We start from the raw sequence: 17,822 nt of genomic DNA on the forward strand, positions 1-17,822 counted from the left end.
CCCGCGCGGGGGCCACGGCGATGCTCGACGTGTCCGACGGGCTGCTGCGGGACGGCGGGCGGGTCGCCGCCGCGAGCGGGGTCGTCCTCGACCTCGACCCCGACGCCCTCGTCGCGGACCTGGCGGCCGTCGCCGGGGCCGCCGCCGCGGTGCGCGGGGACGCGCTGACCTGGGTGCTCACCGGGGGCGAGGACCACGGGCTGCTCGCCACGTTCCCGCCCGGCGACCTGCCGCCGGGGTTCCGGGCGATCGGCGTCGTGCGCGCGCCCGGCCCGGACGCCCCGGCGGGCACGGTGCTCGTCGCGGGGGAGCCGCCGCGCGTGGCGACGCCCGGGTGGGACCACTTCGGCGGCGGACGGCGCTGACGTCGCTGACGTCGCCCGCGGGTCGGCCGGCCGGGTCGCCGGAAGGTGGGGCGTCAGCGGCGGCGGTAGCGGACCTGCAGCAGCTCGGCGCCGCCGACGTCCTCCAGGCGCTCGGTGCCGTCGGGCGCGAGGCCGTGCCGTCGGTAGAAGTGCCGGGCGCGCTCGTTCTCCGCGAACACCCACAGCGTCACGGGGACGCGCGGCGGCACGTCGGCCAGGGCGGTGCGCAGCAGCTCGCGCGCGGCACCCGACCCCCACATCCCCGGCTCGAGGTAGATCGCGTAGATCTGCAGCGCCCCGCGCTCGGCGTCCTCGTCCAGCGACGGGCCGAGGGAGACGAAGCCCAGGACCTCGCCGGCGTCGGTCGCGGCGACCCACGCGCGCACGCGCCCGCCCTCGAGGTCGCGGCGCCACGTGACCGTGCGCTGCTCGACGTCGAGGGCCGCGAGGTAGGCGTCCGGCACGATGCCGGCGTACGCCTGCTGCCAGGTCAGGACGTGCACGTGGGCGATGCCCGCGGCGTCCTCGACCTGCGCGGGCCGGACCGTGTGCTCGCGCCGCTGCTCGCTCATGCGGACAGGGTGCCACACCGGGCTGCGCCGCCACAGGGGAGCGGGGGAACCCGCCCCGGGCAGCACGAAGGCCCGTGCGGTCAACCGCACGGGCCTCCGGGAAGTCGCTCGCTCAGACGGCGCGCTGGACCTTGCCGGCCTTGAGGCAGGAGGTGCAGACGTTCATCCGCTTGCGGGTACCCGCGACGACGACGCGCACGCGCTGGATGTTCGGGTTCCAGCGGCGCTTCGTGCGCACGTGCGAGTGCGAGATGCTGTGCCCGAAGCTCGGGCCCTTGGCGCAGACGTCGCAGTTGGCAGCCACGGAGTTCTCCTGATCCGGTCAATGCACGCCGCTCGGAAGGTGCCCGGGCGGCAAGTCCTGGTTGGGGGTCGGGGCGCCGCGTCGGAGGTCCGAGGACCCGCCCGATGGGCACCACCCGTGCCCGGAAGTCACCAGGCAACCGGACAAGACTAGCCCACGAGCCCCCCAGGGCTCAAAACGACGTCGGTCACACCCCGGTGCGCGACCCCGCGCGCGCTCCGACCTGGGGACGACCGCGGGTCGGTGGGCGCCGTACGGCAGAGTAGGGGCAGCACCGACGACGACGGAAGGACCGCGCACGCACGTGGCTGGGCGACTGGGAGACGGCGCGACCGCGCGCGCGTGGCTGGCGGGCGCCGTGCCCGCGCTGGAGGCCGCGCGGGAGCGGATCGACGCGGTGAACGTGTTCCCGGTGCCCGACGGCGACACCGGCACCAACGTGCTGCTCACCACCCGGGGTGCCGCCGAGGCGCTCGCCGCCGCGGACCCCGGGGCCGACGACGCCGAGGTCTGGGCCGCCCTCTCCCGGGGGGCCCTCCTGGCCGCGCGCGGCAACTCCGGGGTGATCCTGTCGCGCTACGTCGGCGGGCTCGCCGAGGCCGTCGGCCGGCCCGCCGTCGAGGCGCTGCGGCACGCCGCCACCGCCGCCCGCGAGGCGGTGCACCAGCCCGAGGACGGCACGGTGCTCACCGTCGCCGCCGTCGTCGCCCGCGCCGCCTACGACGCCGACGCCCGCGGGCTGGACGACGCCGGGGTGCTGGCGGCCGCCGCGCAGGAGGCCCGCCGGGACCTGGCCGCGATCAGCGCGGGGCACCCGGTGCTCCGCTCCGCCCGGGTCGTGGACGCGGGGGCGTGCGCGCTGATCGTGCTGCTCGACGCGCTCGCGGCCGCCCTGGCGGGGGAGGACGGCGCGGTCGACGTCGGGTGGCTGGACGCGTTCGCGGCGCCGCCCGGGTCGACCGACGCGCCCGCGCCGACGGCGGAGGTCGCCCCGGACGAGCAGACCGCGCCGTCCGGGGAGGACGGGTCGACGGGCGCGGCGGAGCGCGACGCCGGGCCCGAGCCGATCGCGCCCGCCCCCGCCGTGGTCGTCCCCGACGGTCCTGCGTCCGACGACGGTGACGTGTCCGCTGCCGTTGCTCCGGTTCCCGAGGGGCGCGCCGGCGACGTCCTCGATGCCGAGCCCGGCGCCCCGTCCGCTCCCGGGCCCCAGGTGGACGCTCCCGCCCCCGACACCTCCCGCAGCACCCCGCCGAGCCCCGGCCCCCGCGTCCCGGCCACCCACGACGTGCGGGCCCCCGCCGACCCGGCCCCCCACCCGGGTGCCACGGACGACGCACACCCGACCCACCCCGACCGGTACGAGGTGGTGGCCGCGCTGCGTCCCCACGCCGCCGCGACGCCGACGGCGGACCTCAGCGCGGCCCTCGCGGCGCTGGGGTCGTCGGTCGCGGTGGCGGAGGCCGGGGACGTGCGGACGGTGCACGTGCACGTCGCCGACCCCGCCGCTGCGCTCGCGGCGCTGGTGGGCGCGGGCTCGGGCGTGGCGACGGTCCGGACGGTCGTCGGTGCGGGCCGGTCGCTGGTGGCCTGCACCGCCTCGCCCGCACTGGCGCGGCCGCTGGCGCTCGCGGGCACCGTGGTGCTGGTCGCGCTCGGCGACGTCCCGGCGGCTGACCTGCGGGCCGCGCTGGATCGCGCGGTCGCGGACGCGGCGACCCCGCAGGGGCCGGTCACGGTGCTGCCGGGGACGTGGCTCGTCCCGCTGCTCGACGCGGACGAGGCGCTCGCCGCGGACCGGGTCCTGGTGCCGGACGCCGCCGACGACCTGCGGGTGCTGGCGGCGGCGACGGCGGGACGCGGCGACCTCGGGGGTCTGCGCTCGGCGGTGGCGGACGACCCGGTCGAGGCGCTCGCGGCGGTGGAGCAGCTGGTCGATCAGGTCGGCGGTCCGGGCCGGGTGGCGAGCGCGACGGTGCTGCTGGGTGCGGCGTCGGACGCGGCGGACGGGCTGCTGCTCGCCGCGCGGCTGGCGGTGCGGCACCCGGACCTGCCCGTGGTCGTGGCGGGGTCGGTCCCGTGCTCCCCGGCGGTGCGGGTGGCGGTGCTGCCGCGCGCGGCGCTGCGCGACCCCCTGCTGGTGGTCGACGCGCTGGAGGTGCCGGCGTGACGGTCCCCGACGACGCGGTGCAGCGGCCGGGCCCGCGGCTCGAGGAGCCCGTGGAGAAGGCAGTCGGCCCGAAGACCGCCAAGGCGCTGCACAAGCTCGGCATCCGCACGACCGGCGACCTGGTGCGGCACTACCCGCGCCGGTACGTGCGCTGGGGCGACATGACGCGCATCGGGCAGCTGCACGAGGGCGAGCACGTGACCATCGACGCCGAGGTGGTGCAGGCGACGGTCCGGACGATGCGCTCGCGCGGCGGGGCGATGCTCCAGGTGGTGCTGCGCAACCACGGCGACACGATCGAGGTGACCTGGTTCGCCCGGCACGCCGGTGCGCTGCGGTACCACGAGCAGCAGCTCCGGCCCGGCGCGACGGGCCTGTTCTCGGGCCAGGTGAAGTCCTACCGGGGCAAGCTGCAGCTGCTGCACCCGGACTACGAGGTGTTCGGCCCGGACGAGCTGGAGGCGGCGGTCGCGCGCGGCGAGTCCGAGCGCCCCCGCCCGGTGTACGGGCTGACCAGCGGGTTGCAGAACTCCACGGTCGTGAACGCCGTCGCCACCGTGCTGGACACGCTGCGGGTCGAGGACGTGCCGGACCCGGTGCCGCCGCTGGTGCGCCGGGAACGCGACCTCGCGACGGCGGACTGGGCGCTGGAGGCCGTGCACCGCCCGGTGGACGACGACCAGCGCCGCCGCGCCCTGCGCCGCCTCCGGTACGAGGAGGCGTTCGTGCTGCAGGCCGAGCTCGCCCGCCGCCGCGCCCGGGCGGTCGCCCAGGCCGCGACGGCCCGGCCCGGACGCGCGGGCGGGATCCTCGACGCGTTCGACGCGCGGCTGCCGTTCGTGCTGACGGACGGGCAGCGCGCCGTCGGCGAGGAGATCGCCCACGAGCTCGCCGCCGACCGGCCGATGCAGCGGCTGCTGCAGGGCGAGGTCGGCTCCGGCAAGACCGTGGTGGCGCTGCGCGCGATGCTGCAGGTGGTCGACTCCGGCGGCCAGGCGGCGCTGCTGGCCCCCACCGAGGTGCTCGCGGCGCAGCACGTCCGCACGCTGCGGGCGATGCTCGGCGACCTCGCGGCGGGCGGGATGCTCGGTGGGGCGGAGGACGCGACGCGGGTCGCGCTGCTCACCGGCTCGCAGTCGACCGCGGCCCGGCGCTCGGCGCTCGCGGAGGCCGCGGGCGGGGCGGCGGGGATCGTGGTCGGCACGCACGCGCTGCTCTCGGAGCACGTGCAGTTCGCGGACCTCGGCCTGGTGGTGGTCGACGAGCAGCACCGGTTCGGCGTCGAGCAGCGCGACGCGCTGCGCGCCAAGGCCGGGGGAGTCCCGCACCTGCTGGTGATGACGGCGACGCCGATCCCGCGCACGGTCGCGATGACGGTGTTCGGCGACCTGGAGACGTCCACGCTGCGGCAGGTGCCCGCGGGGCGGGCCGAGGTCGTCACGCACGTGGTGCCCGCGAGCCGCCCGGCGTGGGTGGAGCGCACCTGGCGTCGGGTGCGCGAGGAGGTCGACGGCGGCGGCCGCGCGTACGTGGTCTGCCCCCGGATCGACGCCACCGAGGGCCGTGCGGCCAAGGACGACGGGGACGGCGCGGACCTCGTGCTGGACGACGGACCCGACGTCGAGCAGGCCGAGGCCGAGGCGCCCCGGGTGCTGCGCGCCGTGACGGAGGTCGCCGAGGAGCTGCGCGCGTCCGCCGCGCTGCAGGGCGTGACCGTCGGGGTGCTGCACGGGCGGATGAGCCCGGAGGAGAAGGAGCGGGCGCTCGCGGACTTCGCGTCCGGGGCGGTGCCGGTGCTGGTGTCGACCACGGTGGTCGAGGTCGGCGTCGACGTGCCCGAGGCCACGGCCATGGTCGTGCTCGACGCGGACCGGTTCGGCGTCTCCCAGCTGCACCAGCTGCGCGGGCGCATCGGCCGCGGGGACCGACCCGGGGTGTGCCTGCTGGTCGCCGACGCGCCCGAGGGCACGCCCGCGCAGACCCGGCTGGCCACGCTCGCGGCGACCCGGGACGGGTTCGAGCTCGCGGCGGTCGACCTGGAGCTGCGGCGCGAGGGCGACGTGCTCGGCGCCGCGCAGTCCGGGCGCGGGACGTCGCTGCGGCTGCTGCGGGTGGCCCGCGACGGCGACCTCATCGCGGAGGCGCGCGAGGACGCCCGGGCGCTGGTCGAGGTCGACCCGGAGCTGCTGACGGCCCCCGCCCTGGGTGCTGCCATCGAGGCGGTGCTCGCGGGCGAGCGGGACGAGTTCATCGACCGCACGTAGGTCCCGCCGGGGCTGCCCCCGGCGGTGCTTAGGCTTGCCCCGTGTCGAAGCAGCCCGTCATCCGCGCCGTCGACCTGCTCGTCGGCTACGGCGGGGAGCCCGTGTGCGCCCCCGTGTCCTTCACCCTCCCGCCCGGCAGGGCCCTCGCGCTGGTCGGCGCGAACGGGTCCGGCAAGTCGACCGTGCTGCGCGCGGTCCTCGGGCTGCTGGAGCCCGTCGGCGGCCGCGTCGAGGTGCTGGGCCGCGCCGTGGACGAGCGCGAGGTCGGCTTCCGCACCCGCGTGTCCAGCGTGCTGGACGACGACGCGTACTTCCCGGCGCTCACGGTCGCGGAGCACCTGTACCTCACCGCCCGCGGGCACGGGGTGCAGGGCGCGGACACGGTCGTGGACGAGGCGCTCGCGGAGTTCGGGCTGACCGAGCACGCCGCCGCGCTGCCCGTCGCCCTGTCCTCCGGCCAGCGCCGCCGCCTGCTGCTCGCCGCCGGGCTGGTGCGCCCGCGCTCGCTGCTGGTGCTGGACGAGCCCGAGCAGCGCCTCGACGTCGCGATGCGCGACCACCTGGCGCAGCGCCTGGTCGAGGAGAAGCGGTCCGGCGGCTCGGTGCTGCTCGCCACCCACGACCCGGACCTGCTGCGCGCCGTCGCGGACCGCGCGGTGCTGGTCGGCGACGACTCCTCCCGGATGCTGAGCGTCGCGGACGCCGTCGCCGCGCTCCAGCCGGGCGCGCTGTGACCACCGACGAGGACGAGTTCGCCGTCGACCGGTCGGCGCCCGCCGCGGCGTCCGGCTGGGACGACGCGCCGCCGCCCGCCGTCGCCGCCCCGGAGTCGACGGGCACGACGCCGGTGCCCGCCGCGCGGTCGATCCGCCGGTTCACGGCCCAGGTGGCCCGTCGTCGGGCGGGGGCGGGGCTGGGGGAGGTCCTGGGGGACGTCTACTACGCCGTCGTGATCTCGGCGGTCGGCATCGGCGTGGCGCTCGGCGTCGCCGGTGCCCTGCGGACGGCCCTGCCGCACGTGCCGGACGAGGCGCTGCCCTCCGGGGTCAGCCTGCCCACGGTCGTGGCGGTGCTCGCGGTCGTCGTCGCGGGCGTCGTGCTGTCGCTGGCCGCGCGGCTCGGCCCCGTCGGCGCGGGCGGGGCGGAGGCGACCTGGTGGCTCACCACGCCGGTGGACCGCCGCGGGCTGCTGCGCCCCACCTCGCTGCGCCTGCCCGTCGTGGCGGGCCTGACCGGCGGGGCGGTCGTCGCGCTGCTCGACGGCGGCCTGCTCGCCGACCACGGGATCGGGCACGTCCTGCGCCTCGGCCTCGGTGCCGCGCTGCTGTGCGCCGCGCTGGTGCTCGGCGCCGGGCACCTGCAGTCCCACGGCGTACCGCGCCGGGCGACCGCCGTCGTCGGGGACCTCGTCATCGCCGCCGCACCCGCGCTCGCCCTGCTCGCCGCGCTGGCGGGCTGGCGGCTGTCCGCGCTGCCCGACGTGCCCTGGTGGCTGCTGGTCGCGCTGGCGCTCGCGGTGGCCGGGCTCGGGTGGTGGCTGGACCTGCGCCTGGGGCGGATCCGCGGGCGGGACCTGCGCGAGAGCGGGTCCGTCGCGACCCAGGCGGCCGGTGCCGTCGTGTCGCTGGACTCCCGCGAGCTCGGCCGCGCCCTCACGGACTCCGCCGCCCGACCGCGCCGCCGCCGGGTGCGCCGCATGCGGCTGGCGCGCGGACCGGTGACGGCGCTGCTCGTCGCGGACCTCACGGTGCTGCTGCGCTCGCCCCGGCACCTGGTGCAGCTCGTCGGGTCCGCGCTGGTGCCGGTGGTCGTCGTGATCACGCCCCAGCTCGCCGGGCCGCTCGGCGTCGTCGTGGCGCTGCTCGTGTCCGGCTACGTCGGGATGCTCGCGACGGGGGAGGGGTCCCGGCGCGCCGAGATGTCGCCCGCCGTCGACCGGGTGCTCCCGCTGTCCGCGCAGCAGGTGCGCCGCGTGCGGCTGGTCGTGCCCGGCGTCGTCATGCTGCTGTGGTCGCTCGTGGCATTCGGCGCGGTCGGCTCCTGGGAGGGCGACCCGGTCGGCTGGCTGCTGCTCGGCGTCGCCTCGGCGCCCGTCTGGGGCGCCGCCGCCGTGCGCGCCGCGTTCCGGCCCTCGCCCAACTGGGAGGGGCCGCTGGTCGCGACGCCGATGGGCGCGCTGCCCGGCGGCGTGGCGGCGGTGCTGTCCCGCGGGCCGGACGTCGCGGTGCTCGGCATGATCCCCGTGATCATCTGCGTCGTGCTCGGCACCGTGGTGCCCACGGTGCTGCTGGTGCAGGTCGGCCTGTCCGCCATCGCGCTCGCGGTCGCGTCGAGCACCAGCACGAAGACGATGATGGAGCGGCTCTCGGAGGCGTCCGAGGCCGCCGAGAAGGAGAAGAGGGGGCGCGCATGACCCGGATCGTCGCGGGGTCGGCGGGCGGCCGGACGCTGGCCGTCCCGCCGAAGGGCACCCGTCCCACCAGCGAGCGGGTGCGCGAGGCGCTGTTCTCCCGCCTCGAGCACCTGGACGCCCTCGACGGCGCGCGGGTGCTCGACGGGTACGCCGGGTCGGGCGCCCTCGGGCTGGAGGCAGCGAGCCGCGGCGCCGCGCGCGTCGTCCTCGTCGAGTGGGGCAAGGTCGCCGCCGACGTCTGCCGCAAGAACGTCGCCGCCCTCGGCCTGCGGGACCGGGTGGACGTCGTCCGGGACCGCGTCGAGGCGTACGTGGCGCGTCCCGTGGTGCAGCCGTGGGACCTGGTGCTGCTGGACCCGCCCTACGACGTGCCGGACGCGACCCTGGCGGAGGTGCTGGCCGCCCTGGTGCCCGCGCTCACCCCCGAGTCCGTCGTCGTGGTCGAGCGGTCCACCCGCAGCGCCGCCCCGCCGTGGCCCGCCGGGATGCACGGCTTCGACACGCGGGCCTACGGGGAGACGGCGCTGCACCTCGGCGCGCTGTCGCCCGATCCCGACGACGCCTGAGCACCGCCCTCCTGGGGATCGGGGCCGACCGCGGGTAGATTCGGCGACGTGGTCCTCGCGGTGTGCCCCGGCTCGTTCGATCCCGTCACGCTCGGCCACCTGGACGTGGTGCGCCGCGCGCGGCGCCTCGCGGACGAGGTGGTCGTGCTCGTCGCGCACAACGCCGCCAAGCGGCCGCTGCTCGACGTCGCCACCCGGGTGGCGCTGATCGAGGACGCCGTCGCCGACCTGCCCGGCGTGCGCGTCGTGTCGTCCGACGGCCTGCTCGCCGACGAGCTGCGCGACCTGGGTGCCGACGTCGTCGTCAAGGGCCTGCGCGGCGGCGCCGACTTCGACGCCGAGCTGCCGATGGCCCTGATGAACCGGCACCTGTCCGGGGTCGAGACGGCGTTCGTCGTCGGGGACCCCGCGCTGAGCCACGTCGCGTCGTCGCTCGTGAAGGACGTCGCCCGGCACGGCGGGCCCATCGAGGACCTCGTCACCCCCGCCGTCGCCGCCGCGGTCCGCGCCGCGCTCGCGGACACCGCCCGAGAGGACAGGAGCCGCGCATGAGCGAGCCCACCGGAGCCGAGCGCCACGAGACCGTCACCGCGGTCCTCGACGCCCTCGAAGCGGCCGTGCACGCCGCCCGGGCGATGCCGATGTCGTCCTCCGTGCTGGTCAGCCGCGCCGAGCTGCTGGACCTGGTCCAGCAGGCGCGCGAGGGACTGCCCACCCAGCTGCGCCGGGCGGACGACGTGCTCGCCGCTGCCGACGCCGAGCGCGACGCCGCGCGGGCCGACGCCGAGCGGATCGAGGCCGCCGCACGTCGCCGAGCCGCCGAGCTGGTCGAGCAGGAGTCCGTCGTGGCCCTGGCGGAGCAGCGGGCCGCCGAGATCGTCGCGGAGGCCGAGGAGACCGCCCAGGGGCTGCGGCGGGACGCCGACGACTACTGCGACCGGCGGCTCGCCGAGTTCGAGATCGACCTCGGCAAGGTGCTGAGCCAGGTGCAGGCCGGACGGGCGAAGCTCGCCGGACGCCTCGACGGGGGAGTGTGACGGACACCCGGTTGGGCGAGGGCGTCCGCGTGCCGTAAGATTTTCCGTTGGCCCTGCCGCTCGCGCAGGTGCCGAACCCCTCACGACAGGAACGTGGACAGTGGAGCGCGCGACGAGTCACCTCGACCCCCGCTCGCCCCTCGTGCTCGACACGCACGAGCTCGGGCGGCGCCCGGGGTCGATGCGCCGTGTCGACCTCACCGTCCCCGCTCCCGAGGACCTCGGCACCGACGTGATCGGCGTCCCCACCGGGGCCGACCTGGAGCTGGACCTGCGGCTCGAGGCGGTCATGGAGGGGGTCCTGGTCTCCGGCACCGCGCGTGCCCGGGCGGTCGGGGAGTGCGTCCGGTGCCTGGACGAGGTCGTCGAGAACGTCGACGTCACCGTCTCGGAGCTGTTCGTCCACCCCGGTCGTGCCGCAGCCGCGCAGGAGGACGGGGACGACGAGGAGGAGCTCCCGGAGCTGGACGGCGACCTGGTCGACGTCGAGCCCCTGGTTCGGGACGCGGTCGTGACTGCGCTACCCTTCAAGCCGTTGTGCCGCGTGGACTGCCCGGGTCTGTGCTCCCTCTGCGGAGCGCGCCTGGCGGACGACCCGGAGCATCAGCACGACACCATCGACCCTCGGTGGGCCGCCCTCGGCGGTCTGCAGAGCACGCTTGACGAGAAGAGAGAGAGCTAGCCGTGGCTGTTCCGAAGCGCAAGATGTCGCGCAGCAACACCCGTGCGCGTCGGTCGCAGTGGAAGACCACTGCCACGACGCTCAGCACCTGCCCGCAGTGCCAGTCGAACATGCGGCCGCACCAGGCGTGCCCGACGTGCGGCGCCTACGCCGGCCGTCGCTACGCCGAGGCCATGCGCACCGAGCACGCCGGCTGACGACGCGCTGTCCTTCCCGCTCCCGCACGGCGTCCTGAGGGCGACCGGGGGCGGGTGCACCGCACCGCACGGCAGCACCGCATGAGCACCGCAGCAGCACAGCTCGCCCAGCAGCTCGGGGTCCACCTGGACCCCGAGCTGCTGGTGCTTGCTCTGACGCACCGGTCGTTCGCCCACGAGGCGGGCGGCATCCCCACCAACGAGCGCCTGGAGTTCCTGGGCGACACCGTCCTCGGGCTCACCGTCACCGAGGAGCTCTACCGGGCGCACCCCACGCTGTCCGAGGGCGAGCTCGCGAAGATGCGCGCCGCCACGGTCTCCCAGCGGGCGCTCGCCGAGGTCGCCCGCACGCTGGACCTCGGCGCGTACGTCCTGCTCGGCAAGGGCGAGCTCGCCACCGGCGGGCGCGACAAGGACTCGATCCTGTCCGACACGCTGGAGGCGCTGTTCGGCGCCGTCTACCTGTCGCACGGCCTCGAGGTGTCCCGCGGCGTCGTCCTCGGCCTCGTCGGCCCCACGCTGACCGCCGCGGCGGACCTCGGTGCGGGCCTCGACTGGAAGACCAGCCTGCAGGAGCTCACCGCGACGCTGGGCCTCGGCGCCCCCGTCTACCAGGTGAGCAGCGACGGCCCCGACCACGCCCGCGTGTTCGCGGCCGAGGTGGTCGTCGCGGGCGAGGTCCGCGGCACCGGGACCGGCTCGGCCAAGAAGCTCGCCGAGCAGCACGCGGCCGCCGACGCGTGGACGACGCTCAAGGCCGACGCCGACGCCGACGCCGACGCCGCGGCCCCGGTCGTCCCCGCCGCCGACTGACCGTGCCGGAGCTGCCGGAGGTCGAGACCGTCCGCGACGGCCTGGAGCGGCACGTCGTCGGCCGCACCGTGCGCGCCGCGGAGGTGCGCCGCCCGTACAGCGTCCGGCGGCACCTCGCCGGTCCCGCCGACCTGGCCGGTCGCCTCGCGGGCCGCACGCTCACCGCCGCCGTGCGCCGGGGCAAGTTCCTCTGGCTGCCCCTCGACCATCCCGGCGCCCCCGGGACGACGCCCGACGACGCCCTGCTCGCGCACCTGGGCATGAGCGGTCAGCTCCTCGTCCGCGCCACGGCCGCCGACGTCGCCGCGGCCGAGCACCCGCACCTGCGGGTCCGGCTGCTGCTCGACGACGGCGGCGCGCTCGACTTCGTGGACCAGCGGACGTTCGGGCACCTGTCCGTCGTCGACCTGGAGCCCACCGCGGACGACCGGCCGGGGGGCGCGGGGTCCGACCTCGCGCTCGTGCCCGGACCCGTCGCGCACATCGGCCGCGACCTGCTGGATCCCGCCGTCGACCGCGACGTCGTCGCGCGGGCCGTGCGCCGCCGCCGTACCCAGGTCAAGCGGGCCGTGCTCGACCAGACCGTGGTGTCCGGGGTCGGGAACATCTACGCCGACGAGGGCCTGTGGCGTGCCCGCGTGCACCCGCTGACGCCCACCGCCGACCTCGACCAGGCGACCGCCCTGCGGGTGCTCGACGGGCTGGCCGAGGTGATGGGCGAGGCGCTGGCGCAGGGCGGCACGAGCTTCGACGCGCTCTACGTCAACGTCAACGGCGCGTCCGGGTACTTCGACCGCAGCCTCGCCGTGTACGGGCAGACCGACCGGCCCTGCCCGCGCTGCGGGACGCCGGTCGTGCGGGAGTCGTTCATGAACCGCTCCTCGCACTTCTGCCCGGTCTGCCAGCCCGCGCCCTGACCTCCGCTCAGGAGGCCGCGAGGCGGCGGAGCTCCGCGACCACCCCGGGCGTGAGCGCCGGGGGCCACGGGTAGCCGCGCGCCACCGAGCCGAGCGTCCACGCGTCCACGGCGAGCGCGGCGACGAGCACCGGGTCGGGCAGGTCCTCCCCGGCGACGGGGGAGAGGCGCCGGGTCGTGGCGGCCGCCTCCACCGGGACCTCGACCCCGGTCAGGGCCAGGAACCGCAGCAGCGCGACCACGCGGTGCGAGCTAGCGAACGCCGTCAGGGCGACGTCGACGGGCGGGCCGGAGGCGTGCACGGGCACGAGGTCGTCGAACGCCTCCTCGGTGATGCGCTCCAGCAGGGCGTCCACCAGGCCCTCGGCCGACCCGTGCATGCTGACCAGCCAGTCCGGGTCCCGCCCGCTCGCCATCGCCACCCGCTCGAGCGTGACCGCCCGCAGGCCGCCCGCGTGCGCCAGCCGGAGCACCGCCTCGGTGACGGGGGAGTCGTCGTGGAACGGCCGGATCTCGCGCTCGAGGTCCAGGTTCTCCGGCCGCAGCACGGGGGCGGGGACGCCGGCCTGCGCGGCCACCGCGACGAGCGCCCGGTCCCACCAGGTTCCCCCCGCCGGGTACACGTCGGCGAAGGCCCCGAGCAGGCAGCCGTCGAGGGCGAGGTCGGCGACGGCCGCACGGGGGTCGCGGTCCTCGGAGGTGGTGGGGGTGGTGGGCAGGCGGTCGATGCGGCTCAGCAGGACCTGCGACCGCGCGGCGGTGTTCATCGGTGTCTCCTCATCCGGTGAACACCCGACTGTACCAACTGGACGGTACAGCGCGCGGGACCGCGCCCTGCGCACGTCCCCCCCCCGCCGCCTCGCGTCCCCGCACCCGCTGACGTCCTCGCACGCCGCGCGGCCTCGCGGAGCCTGCCACGTCCTCGCGTCCCCGCACACCCTCGCGACCCCGCGCCCCGCGCGCTTTCGAACCCCCGTGCGCCTTCGGCCGCCGAGTGCGGAGGAGCTGCGTGGTGGGAACGTTCCACCCGCGCACGTTCTCCGCACTCGGCGAGAATCGGGTGGGGTCGGGTCGGGTCGCTGGCGCGGGCGCGAGCGGGAGCGCGAACGCGGACAGGTCAGCGGGCTACGAGGTTGCGCAGCGGCTCGTCGCGGACGAACGCGCGGATGTTGTCCGCGAGCAGCGTGTCCGCCCCCACCGGGCGACCGCCCGCGGCGTGCGGGGTGATCAGGACGCGGGGCTCGTCCCACAGCGCCGACGTGGTCGGCAGCGGCTCCGTCTCGAACACGTCGAGCGCCGCGCCCGCGAGCCCGCCCGACCGGACCGCCTCCAGCAGCGCGCTCTCGTCCAGGGTCGCCCCGCGCCCCACGTTGACCACCCAGGCGTGGTCGGGGAGTGCCGCGAACACCGAGGCGTCCAGCACCTTCCGGGTCGCGGGGGTCGCGGGCAGGATGCCGATGAGCACGTCCGTCCCCGGCAGGGTCCGCGGCACGTCGGCGGGCGTGATCACCGGGTAGCCCGCGCGCTCACCCGCGCGGCTCGCCACGCCGATGACCTGCGCGCCCAGCACCGTCAGCAGCGGCGCGAGCCGGGCGGCGATCGACCCGAACCCCCAGATCAGCACCCGTGCACCGGACAGCGAGCGGAACTCCCCGCCCTCGTGCGGCAGGTTCTGGCGGCCCCCGAGCTCGTCGGCCCAGCGGTGCGCGTCCTGCGCCCGCACCAGCTCGGGCAGCCGCCGCGCGGCGGCGAGCACCAGCGCGAGCGTGTGCTCCGCGACCGGGCCGTCGTGCAGGCCCCGCCCCGACGTGATCCGCACGTCCGGGCCGAACCCCGCGGCGAGCACCTGGTCCGGTCCCGCGGCCAGCGCCTGCACCCAGCGCAGACCGGGCATCCGGCGCGCCGCGTCCGCGAGCACCGGCGTCGGGTTGCCCCAGGCCACCAGGGCGTCGGCGCCGAGCAGGTCGTCGGGCAGGGGCACGTCGACGTCGTAGGTCGCCGTGGTCACGCCGTCGGGCAGCGCGGGGTCCAGGGCGATGGAGGTGGGGAGCAGGACGGTCGTCATGGGCCGAGCGTGGCCTACCCGCGTCGCGCGCGCCACGCGGGCACGCCGCCGACCGGGTGGTCCGCGCCGCGCCGCTGCTGGGGGTGCGGACGAGGGCCCCCACCGGTCGATACGATGCAGGGGTGTCCGCCACGAACAGCGCAGTCCAGCCGGCCCGCACGGGACCGATCTCGGTGATGATCGTCGACGACCACGAGGTCGTGCGACGCGGCATCGCCGAGGTCGTCGAGCGCGCCGACGGCATGAAGGTCGTCGCCGAGGCCGGGTCCGTCGCCGACGGCGTCCGCCGCGCCGGCCTCGTGCACCCCGACGTCCTGCTGGTGGACCTCCAGCTGCCCGACGGCACCGGCATCGACCTGATGACCCAGGTGCGCGTGACGCTGCCGTCGGCCCGCGCGATCGTGCTCACGTCCTTCGACGACGACGACGCGCTCGCCGCCGCCCTGGACGCCGGCGCCGCCGCCTACCTGCTCAAGAGCGTGCGGGGCGCCGAGATCACCGACGTGATCCGCGCCGTGGCGTCCGGCCGCACCCTGCTCGACGAGCGGACCGTCACCCGCCGTCGCGCGGGCCACGAGGACCCGACCGAGAACCTCACGCCGAGTGAGCTCAAGGTCCTCGACCTCATCGGCGACGGCCTGTCCAACCGCGAGATCGCCGAGCGCCTCGGCGTCGCGGAGAAGACCGTGAAGAACCACATCACGTCGCTGCTCGCGAAGATGGGTCTGCAGCGCCGCACGCAGGTGGCGGCGTGGGTCGCCGCCCGGCGGCACAGCGGCTGGCGCGCGGAGACCGGCCAGAGCTGACGGGGCGGGGCCGGGCCCGCGTCGGCCCGGCTCAGCCGAGCGGGACCTCCCACGACAGCAGCGTGCCGCGGCCGGCGGGGGCCGCGCCGATCGAGAACGTGCCCCCGTGCTGGCGGGACCGCGCCGCGAGGTTCCCGGTGCCGGAGCGGCGGTCGCGGACCTTCGGCAGACCGACGCCGTCGTCCTCGACCTCGATCCGCACCGTGCCGGTGGGACCCAGGCCGTGCACGCCGACCCGCACCGCCACCGACGACGCGTGCGCGTGCCGGGCGGCGTTGGCGAGCCCCTCGCGGACGACGGCGACGACGTCGTCCGTGCGGTCCGGGCCGATCCGCTCGTCCACGAGGTCCGCGACGATGTAGTCGCCGTCCGCGACGACCTGGTCGTCCAGGGACACGATCAGGGACGGCGCGAAGCCCAGCCCCGTCCGCGCGAGCGACGCCTCCCGGCGCAGCCGCTCCACGATGCCGGTCGCCGCGTCGGGGTCGCGCAGCGCGTAGACGATCTGCCGGATCTGCCGGACGGACGCGTCGACGTTGTCCAGCGCCTCCTCCACGATGCCGGTGAGCTCGCTCGGGTCGACGCCGCGCGCCGAGCGGCGGCGCACCGTCTCGAGCTGCATACCGGTCGCGAACAGCTGCTGGATGGCGAGGTCGTGCAGGTCGCGGGCGATCCGCTCGCGCTCGTCGAGCAGCGCCGCGACGTCCTGCGCGTGCCGGGCCTCCGCGAGCACGAACGCCAGCGCCGCCTGCGACGCGAACGACTCCGCGGTCGCGAGGTCGGACGCCTCGAACCCGGGGGTGCCGACCCGGCGCAGCAGGATGAGCACGCCCACGCCGCGGCCGGAGGTCTGCAGCGGCGCGAACAGCGCGGACGCGAACGCGCGCATCGCGGGGACCGTGATCCGGCGGGAGGTCGCGAGGGAGTCCATGACGAGGCCGGTGCCCTCCTCCATGACGGACCAGGTCGGCCCGCCCGGGGTGAGCTGGGCGCCCACGAGGGTGTCGGCGCTGTGCCCGTCCGCGAGCTCGATCAGCAGCTCGCCGCCCACGCCCGGCAGCGCGAGCGCGGCGGCGTCCGCGTCCGCGACCTCCCGCGCCGTCGCGGCGATGTGCGCGAGCGCCTCCTCCTCGTCCGCACCCGACAGCAGCATCGTCGTGATGTCCTGCCCGGCCCGCAGCCAGTGCTCGCGGCGCGCGCCGTCCGCGTACAGCTGCGCGTTCGCGACCGCGACGCCCGCCGTGGCCGCCAGCGCGACGACCGTGCTCGCGTCGCGGTCGGTGAACCCGCCGTCCTTCTCGGACAGGTACAGGTAGCCGTACACCTGCTCGCGGACGCGCACGGCCGCACCCAGGAACGAGCCCATCGGCGGGTGCCCCGCCGGCCAGCCCCGGAACGCCGGGTGCTCGGTCAGGTCGTCCAGCCGAAGGACGCCGTGCGCGGGGATGTGGCCCAGGACGCCGCGCGCGTGCGGCGGGTGGCCCATCATCTTCGCCGCGGCGGCCTCGACGCCGGTCTGCACGAAGGTGGTCGACTCGCCGTGCGAGTCCAGCACGTTGATCGCGCCGTACCGCGCGCCGGTGAGCTCGACCGAGACCCGGACGAACCGCTCGAGCATGTTCGGCAGGTCCAGCTCCGAGGCCACGGACAGCACGGCGTCCAGCAGGTCGGCCATCTCGTCGCCGGTCTCGGAGGCGGTGCCGAGAGCCAGGTGCGAGCCGCCGCTCGGCTGCCGGACGTGGATCGTCGTCGTGACGCCCGGCCCGTAGGTGGCCTCCGGCAGCGCGCCGTCGTGCGGGCGGTCGGGCGTCGGAGCGCGTCCGCTCAGATCGTCGGCCATGTCCTCGTCGTCCCCGTCCTGTCCACCAGGTCGCTCCCGGCGTCGACCCCGTCCTGCTCGACGGCGTGCGCCTCACGGTAGCGGTCGTCCCTGGTCAGGAGGTCGAGATGGGTCCCGCGCGCGTCGACCGTGCCGTCTCGCAGGACCAGCACCTCGTCCGCCCCGGCCAGCGGGCTGAGCCGGTGGGTCACCAGCAGGACGCCCCGGTCCGCGTCGTCGCCCGCGCGCGGAGCGATGAGCAGATCGCCCACCAGCCGGTCCGCGGTCGCCGGGTCCAGGTGCTCGGCGGGCTCGTCGACCAGCAGCAGGGGAGCGGGGGACAGCAGCGACCGGGCGAGCAGCAGCCGACGGCGCTCGCCCCCGGAGATGCTGCGGGCGTCGGGCCCGAGCGCGGTGCCGACACCGTCGGGGAGGCCCGCGAGCCAGTCGCCGAGCCCGGCGCGCACCAGCGCGGCCTCCGCCTCGGCGGGCGTGGCGTCACCCCGGGCGACGTGCAGGTTCTCCAGCACCGTCGTCTCGAAGACGTGCGCGTCCTCGGTGGTCAGCGCCAGGCGCGCCACCCGGACCGCCGGGTCGACGCGGTCGATCGGCACACCGTCCAGCAGCACCTCGCCCGCGCGCGGCGGCAGGAAGCCCGCGAGCGTGAGCAGCAGGGTCGTCTTGCCGACGCCCGACGGGCCGACGACGGCGACGCTGCGGCCGGCGGCGACCTCCAGGTCCAGGCCGTGCAGGACGGGCTCCCGCCCGGGCCAGCCGACGGCGAGGCCCCGGGCCGCGAGGTGCGGGGCGCGGGCCGGCGCCGCGGGAGCGGT

18 protein-coding genes and 1 pseudogene are annotated in these 17,822 nt (G+C 76.9%); 13 read left to right on the forward strand and 6 right to left on the reverse strand.

Annotated elements, in window-relative coordinates; translation table 11 throughout:
- A pseudogene (locus EBM89_RS14965) lies at window positions 1–365 on the forward strand (thiamine-phosphate kinase); the annotation flags it as partial.
- Window positions 366–418: 53 nt separating this feature from the next.
- On the opposite strand, the gene EBM89_RS14970 reads toward EBM89_RS14965, so the two are convergent.
- Together EBM89_RS14970 and rpmB are read right to left on the reverse strand one after the other, a co-directional pair.
- Entirely contained in the window at window positions 419–937 is a 519-nt protein-coding gene (locus tag EBM89_RS14970) for a GNAT family N-acetyltransferase (protein WP_122150308.1), read from the reverse strand.
- Window positions 938–1,049: 112 nt separating this feature from the next.
- Complete coding sequence (gene rpmB, locus EBM89_RS14975; RefSeq protein ID WP_122150310.1) at window positions 1,050–1,241, reverse strand: 50S ribosomal protein L28; 192 nt, start codon at window positions 1,239–1,241, stop codon at window positions 1,050–1,052.
- A 304-nt stretch (window positions 1,242–1,545) separates the two neighbouring features.
- Between rpmB and EBM89_RS22470 the strand changes: the two genes are divergently transcribed.
- The 11 genes from EBM89_RS22470 (at window position 1,546) to mutM (ending at window position 12,300) form a co-directional block, all read left to right on the forward strand.
- Window positions 1,546–3,411 (forward strand): DAK2 domain-containing protein, encoded by a 1,866-nt coding sequence (locus EBM89_RS22470; protein ID WP_158609680.1) that lies wholly within the window; start codon window positions 1,546–1,548, stop codon window positions 3,409–3,411.
- Complete coding sequence (locus EBM89_RS14985) at window positions 3,408–5,675, forward strand: ATP-dependent DNA helicase RecG (RefSeq protein WP_233571767.1); 2,268 nt, start codon at window positions 3,408–3,410, stop codon at window positions 5,673–5,675. The genes EBM89_RS22470 and EBM89_RS14985 overlap by 4 nt, the downstream gene beginning before the upstream one ends.
- A 41-nt stretch (window positions 5,676–5,716) precedes the next feature.
- The gene (locus tag EBM89_RS14990; RefSeq protein ID WP_122150314.1) at window positions 5,717–6,409 is read left to right on the forward strand and encodes an ABC transporter ATP-binding protein; all 693 of its coding nucleotides are present in this window, start codon (window positions 5,717–5,719) and stop codon (window positions 6,407–6,409) included.
- Window positions 6,406–8,088: a DUF6297 family protein gene (locus EBM89_RS14995; RefSeq protein WP_233571768.1), complete on the forward strand. Its 1,683-nt coding sequence runs from the start codon at window positions 6,406–6,408 to the stop codon at window positions 8,086–8,088. Before EBM89_RS14990 ends, EBM89_RS14995 begins: the two co-directional genes overlap by 4 nt.
- Window positions 8,085–8,654 (forward strand): 16S rRNA (guanine(966)-N(2))-methyltransferase RsmD, encoded by a 570-nt coding sequence (gene rsmD / locus EBM89_RS15000; protein ID WP_122150316.1) that lies wholly within the window; start codon window positions 8,085–8,087, stop codon window positions 8,652–8,654. Before EBM89_RS14995 ends, rsmD begins: the two co-directional genes overlap by 4 nt.
- A gap of 48 nt (window positions 8,655–8,702) precedes the next feature.
- Window positions 8,703–9,206, forward strand: a complete 504-nt coding sequence (gene coaD, locus EBM89_RS15005) for a pantetheine-phosphate adenylyltransferase (RefSeq protein ID WP_122150318.1) — start codon at window positions 8,703–8,705, stop codon at window positions 9,204–9,206.
- On the forward strand, window positions 9,203–9,691 hold the full coding sequence (locus EBM89_RS15010; RefSeq protein WP_122150320.1) for a hypothetical protein: 489 nt from the start codon (window positions 9,203–9,205) through the stop codon (window positions 9,689–9,691). The genes coaD and EBM89_RS15010 overlap by 4 nt, the downstream gene beginning before the upstream one ends.
- A gap of 142 nt (window positions 9,692–9,833) precedes the next feature.
- Window positions 9,834–10,373, forward strand: coding sequence for a YceD family protein (locus EBM89_RS15015; protein WP_233571769.1), 540 nt, complete (start codon window positions 9,834–9,836; stop codon window positions 10,371–10,373).
- Between the two features lie 2 nt (window positions 10,374–10,375).
- Window positions 10,376–10,570, forward strand: coding sequence for a 50S ribosomal protein L32 (gene rpmF / locus EBM89_RS15020; RefSeq protein ID WP_122150323.1), 195 nt, complete (start codon window positions 10,376–10,378; stop codon window positions 10,568–10,570).
- A gap of 81 nt (window positions 10,571–10,651) precedes the next feature.
- The gene (rnc, locus tag EBM89_RS15025) at window positions 10,652–11,383 is read left to right on the forward strand and encodes a ribonuclease III (RefSeq protein ID WP_122150339.1); all 732 of its coding nucleotides are present in this window, start codon (window positions 10,652–10,654) and stop codon (window positions 11,381–11,383) included.
- Between the two features lie 2 nt (window positions 11,384–11,385).
- Window positions 11,386–12,300 (forward strand): bifunctional DNA-formamidopyrimidine glycosylase/DNA-(apurinic or apyrimidinic site) lyase, encoded by a 915-nt coding sequence (mutM, locus tag EBM89_RS15030; protein ID WP_122150325.1) that lies wholly within the window; start codon window positions 11,386–11,388, stop codon window positions 12,298–12,300.
- Between the two features lie 7 nt (window positions 12,301–12,307).
- On the opposite strand, the gene EBM89_RS15035 is transcribed toward mutM, so the two are convergent.
- Window positions 12,308–13,066, reverse strand: a complete 759-nt coding sequence (locus EBM89_RS15035) for a hypothetical protein (RefSeq protein WP_122150327.1) — start codon at window positions 13,064–13,066, stop codon at window positions 12,308–12,310.
- Between the two features lie 350 nt (window positions 13,067–13,416).
- Entirely contained in the window at window positions 13,417–14,364 is a 948-nt protein-coding gene (locus EBM89_RS15040; RefSeq protein WP_122150329.1) for a phosphoglycerate dehydrogenase, read from the reverse strand.
- Window positions 14,365–14,540: 176 nt separating this feature from the next.
- Here EBM89_RS15040 and EBM89_RS15045 point away from each other — a divergent pair, with 176 nt between their 5' ends.
- Window positions 14,541–15,170 (forward strand): response regulator, encoded by a 630-nt coding sequence (locus EBM89_RS15045; RefSeq protein ID WP_122150340.1) that lies wholly within the window; start codon window positions 14,541–14,543, stop codon window positions 15,168–15,170.
- 31 nt (window positions 15,171–15,201) lie between these two features.
- Here the strand turns inward: EBM89_RS15045 and EBM89_RS15050 are convergent, their stop codons facing one another.
- Complete coding sequence (locus EBM89_RS15050; protein ID WP_122150331.1) at window positions 15,202–17,010, reverse strand: sensor histidine kinase; 1,809 nt, start codon at window positions 17,008–17,010, stop codon at window positions 15,202–15,204.
- On the reverse strand, window positions 16,995–17,822 hold an 828-nt coding region (locus tag EBM89_RS15055), incomplete at its 5' end, for an ATP-binding cassette domain-containing protein (protein ID WP_122150333.1). The genes EBM89_RS15055 and EBM89_RS15050, both read right to left, overlap by 16 nt.

This window comes from Cellulomonas triticagri, from assembly GCF_003696205.1.
Classification (GTDB): domain Bacteria; phylum Actinomycetota; class Actinomycetes; order Actinomycetales; family Cellulomonadaceae; genus Cellulomonas; species Cellulomonas triticagri.

Bases quoted from the DNA above. Each gene is read 5' to 3' on its own strand.
- EBM89_RS14970 (WP_122150308.1), bottom strand. From the start codon at position 937: ATGAGCGAGCAGCGGCGCGAGCACACGGTCCGGCCCGCGCAGGTCGAG.
- rsmD (WP_122150316.1), top strand. From the start codon at position 8,085: ATGACCCGGATCGTCGCGGGGTCGGCGGGCGGCCGGACGCTGGCCGTC.
- EBM89_RS15010 (WP_122150320.1), top strand. From the start codon at position 9,203: ATGAGCGAGCCCACCGGAGCCGAGCGCCACGAGACCGTCACCGCGGTC.
- rnc (WP_122150339.1), top strand. From the start codon at position 10,652: ATGAGCACCGCAGCAGCACAGCTCGCCCAGCAGCTCGGGGTCCACCTG.
- EBM89_RS15035 (WP_122150327.1), bottom strand. From the start codon at position 13,066: ATGAACACCGCCGCGCGGTCGCAGGTCCTGCTGAGCCGCATCGACCGC.
- EBM89_RS15040 (WP_122150329.1), bottom strand. From the start codon at position 14,364: ATGACGACCGTCCTGCTCCCCACCTCCATCGCCCTGGACCCCGCGCTG.
- EBM89_RS15045 (WP_122150340.1), top strand. From the start codon at position 14,541: ATGATCGTCGACGACCACGAGGTCGTGCGACGCGGCATCGCCGAGGTC.
- EBM89_RS15050 (WP_122150331.1), bottom strand. From the start codon at position 17,010: ATGGCCGACGATCTGAGCGGACGCGCTCCGACGCCCGACCGCCCGCAC.